Here is a 3586-nt window from a genome sequence, read left to right on the forward strand (position 1 = left end):
CTGACTGCCGTCTTGAACTTCTGAGCCATCGCCATCGTGACCGCCGCCGTCAACGTTGTCTTACCGTGATCCACGTGACCGATCGTGCCTACATTAACATGCGGCTTACTGCGATCAAATTTCTCCTTCGCCATCTGTCCGGCTTCTCCTCTCATCTACAAAAAAAGCCCAGAACCAGGATTGAACTGGTGACCTCATCCTTACCAAGGATGTGCTCTACCAACTGAGCTATCTGGGCGTCGCAACTTCATTGTTGGTCAGCCACTTATGACGTATGCCCTTCGCAAAAGGCACACCCCGCCATTTGGCGAGCCTTAAATATAGAGAGGGCCGTACTACTGTCAAGCAATTTATTTAAGTATAAGGCCAGAAAAAGGGGCCTGGCGGCCGTCCGACATACCAAACCTACTCTCATTTTGGCGAAAAACGCTGATTACGTGACCTCCTGATCAAGGTAACGCCAGAGATACCAGCAAGCTACTGTTCGAAAAGGCCTCCACCTAGCACTTATTTGCTCGATGTCAAGTACGTCCCCGTTCCCATCGTAGAGTCTGTTCATAGCATTGAGAATACCCTTGTCAGAAGCTGGGAAGACATCGAGGCGGTGGAGCACAAACATGAGATACATTTGAACAGTCCAGGGTCCAATTCCCTTAATCGCTGTCAAGTGAGTCATGATTTCATTGTCTGTGAGATACGGGAGTTTTCTGAGGCTGAGTTCTCCTCGTTCGAGTTTTGAGGTTAGTGAGCGTATAGTTGATATCTTTGCGTGAGAAACGCCTGCTTTTCGAAAGTCTGAGTCCGCCAAAGTTGACACCCTTGCAGGATTTATAGTCTGGCTTCGAAAGAGGGCCTTGACACGGGTAGAGATGGTTGCTGCTGCCTGAGTAGACAATTGTTGACCGATCACTATACGGACAAGAGATTCAAATGAGCTTCTGCGGCCATAAACAGAATAGGTATTAGTTGTATTGATCAATGAAGCGAGAACGGCGTCCGTAGATTTCAGATGCTTTGCTGCGGATCTGATGTCTGAGTTGTTGATCTTGGTCCTACTCATTGGACTCAGCAGCCTTTCTGAGAGCAAGGAAAGCTTCTTTGAGCGGCTGACTGACAGCGGAATCGGGTTCGCCGAGAACCAGGTCTTGATACTCCTGGAGGAATTCAACTCGAAGGCGGTGGAAGAAATGGAGAAAGTGCCTCGTGAAACCAATGCAGTCGAGAATGGCAATTTCAGTCCCGCCGGTCTTTTCATAGAAAGAAGCCGCGTGCTCCACAACCAAAGGATCTATCACGTCAGTTGTTATGAAGATGTAATTGTGGATAGGTGGTTTTGACTTCACGATTTTCTGCACTGCTGCGTCGATGTCGTCAGCCATTACACGCTTCATCTTCATTTCGTAAGCGGTAGCCACATTCTCGTCATCCGTTAGACAGATTTCAACATCACCTAAAGCTTTCGTTTGAAGATCCGCTGCATTGTGGGCAAGAAGGGGCTTGCTGCATTCTCCAATGCGATTGGCTGCGGCCTTATATGCTGCCGCGACCACGAGTACGGCTAGTCTACTCGCACCCTTACAGGCGAGGTGTTGTTGTATGAGAGTGACAATCTGTTCAGATGACAGGGGTATTGCTCCTCGACCTTCCTTCAACTCCTTGATAAGCTGGTCCATGCGATTGAGCTTCTCGTCTCGCAGTTGGATTAGTATGCGAACTGCATCTGTGAGGAGGTCTCCTGCGAAAGCTCTGTCATTGTGAACGTCGTCGAGAAGTTGCAGTGTCGCTGTATAGACCTCTCTGGGTCGTCCAACAATCTCAAGATCAGTTGTTAGTGCCCGATCAATATTGCGGAGTGCTGGAGTTAGAAATGCAGTTGTCACATTGCAGGGAAGTTGATTTTCATTGATGAAGTGCGTGAGATATCTTTCATCATAGGTGCGGCCGGAAAAAGAATTGACTGAGTCTATCTCGGTGTAGGGTTCACGCGGGTCGACGTTTCGCCTGTGAACCTTTGCAAGAAGGCAAGACATCAGAAGTCGAATGCCAGCTCGGTTTGAAATGCACTTACAAACATATTCGAGGTTCTCCCGGATTCCGGTATCGGCTACAGCTTGTTGTTCTGGTGAAGCCGTCGCTGTCGCAAGAATTGAGTCTAAAATCTCCTCTGGTGTCATAGTGCCTTCTTAAAAAGAGTCATTGTGTCGTTGTCGGACTCAATCTGATTAGGGTTATAGTTCGTCCAGAGAACCTCTTGCCGGGTCCCTTTAGTTGCATGGTTTGTTTTCTTTGGGCCGAGCGTCTTGTGCCACTGCGGGGATACGTACAGCTCATCAATAAGATCACATTCATAGTTCGACATCGCCACCTTGCCTTCAACTTGGTTCAAGGCTGCTGCCAACTCCCGGTGTTGTTGGTCAGTCATCTCGTGGCCGTACGCTTTGCTGTCGCCTCGCGTATCATGCACGTAAGGTGGGTCACAATAAAACAGGGTTCCTGGTGAGTCATAAAGCCGAATTACATCCTCGGCCGGTCGGTTCTCAATCTGTACCTGAAGCAACCGCTCTGCGATATTCGGTAGAGCTTCTACGCCACCAAGCCAGCGACTAATAACTCCACTCATACCAGCTCGAGACGTGCTCTTGCAGTTTGCCCATCTGCCAAGACTGGCCGTTTGAGCCAATCCCGTTCGAACCTGACGAGCGCGGATATAGAAACGTCTTGCTCTCTCGATTGAGCTGACGCTTGGGTCAAGTTCACAAGCGATGGCAAACTCCTCTCTTGAGAATGGAGTCAAAGCAAGAGAGCGGACGAGTTTCGTCTTTTGATTTCTCAACACTTGGAAAAAATGAACCACCTCACCGTCCAGGTCATTGTACGTTTCAACGGGTGACGGCTTTCGGTTCAAAAGAACAGCCGCGGAACCTCCAAACGGTTCACAGAAGTGATGGCAGGACGGTAGTAACGGGAGTAGCCAGTCTAGGTGTGAGAACTTTCCACCGTACCATCCAAACGCTATTAGTTTGCGCCGTTTTCCATTAGCAACAATCGGCGTTGCTGTTCTTCCATTTCGGCGCTTCCGGGTTGTTGCTGATGATGTTGAATTCATTGTCATGGGCACTGTTTCTACTTCCTTCTCGATTTCTATAAATGTCATACTCTCTCGGAGCCACACGGAGCAGTCCAAAGATGCCTACTCTGCTCGTCAAGAGCAATCACATTTCATCATCCTATTGACGCAGTTTTCACCAATGGCGGCCGCCTGCCCCTTACCTCTCCAAGGCACTGTCCTATTGGCCCTTGCGAAGATCGATATCTTTCAGAAGCTGATCCAGCGGGCGGACATCCCAGGCTACTCGCTCGGAATCGGAGGTGGTAGAGTCGACCGGATACACCGACATCACCCCCAAACTGTCCGCAACGTATTGTGTCCCATACTTTTGAGGCCTGCCGCTGAATACCAGATAGCGATCATAAGCCGCCGCCGCCAAGAACCGGGACTTCTCGTGTCCCTTATTTGCGGCCTGAACGGCCAGATAATGGCCCAGAAGACAGCTTTCGGCACCGGTAGCTTCACCGGCAGCCTGCA

5 protein-coding genes and 1 tRNA gene are annotated in these 3586 nt (G+C 49.7%); all 6 read right to left on the bottom strand.

Features of this window, described 5'->3' with window-relative positions; translation table 11 throughout:
- Positions 1-134: GTP-binding protein (locus GY843_RS19435; RefSeq protein WP_297312171.1), on the bottom strand; the 134-nt coding region annotated here is incomplete at its 3' end.
- 31 nt (positions 135-165) lie between these two features.
- Positions 166-238, bottom strand: a tRNA-Thr gene (locus GY843_RS19440).
- 195 nt (positions 239-433) lie between these two features.
- Positions 434-1060: a DNA-3-methyladenine glycosylase gene (locus GY843_RS21090; RefSeq protein ID WP_367183879.1), complete on the bottom strand. Its 627-nt coding sequence runs from the start codon at positions 1058-1060 to the stop codon at positions 434-436.
- Complete coding sequence (locus GY843_RS19445) at positions 1053-2174, bottom strand: restriction endonuclease, SacI family (RefSeq protein WP_297312165.1); 1122 nt, start codon at positions 2172-2174, stop codon at positions 1053-1055. Before GY843_RS19445 ends, GY843_RS21090 begins: the two co-directional genes overlap by 8 nt.
- On the bottom strand, positions 2171-3112 hold the full coding sequence (locus tag GY843_RS19450; RefSeq protein WP_297312167.1) for a DNA adenine methylase: 942 nt from the start codon (positions 3110-3112) through the stop codon (positions 2171-2173). The genes GY843_RS19445 and GY843_RS19450 overlap by 4 nt, the downstream gene beginning before the upstream one ends.
- 175 nt (positions 3113-3287) lie before the next feature.
- The coding region (locus GY843_RS19455) for a hypothetical protein (protein ID WP_297312169.1) at positions 3288-3586 on the bottom strand (299 nt) is incomplete at its 5' end.

The organism is Neptuniibacter sp. (genome assembly GCF_024231755.1).
GTDB lineage: Bacteria > Pseudomonadota > Gammaproteobacteria > Pseudomonadales > Balneatricaceae > Neptuniibacter.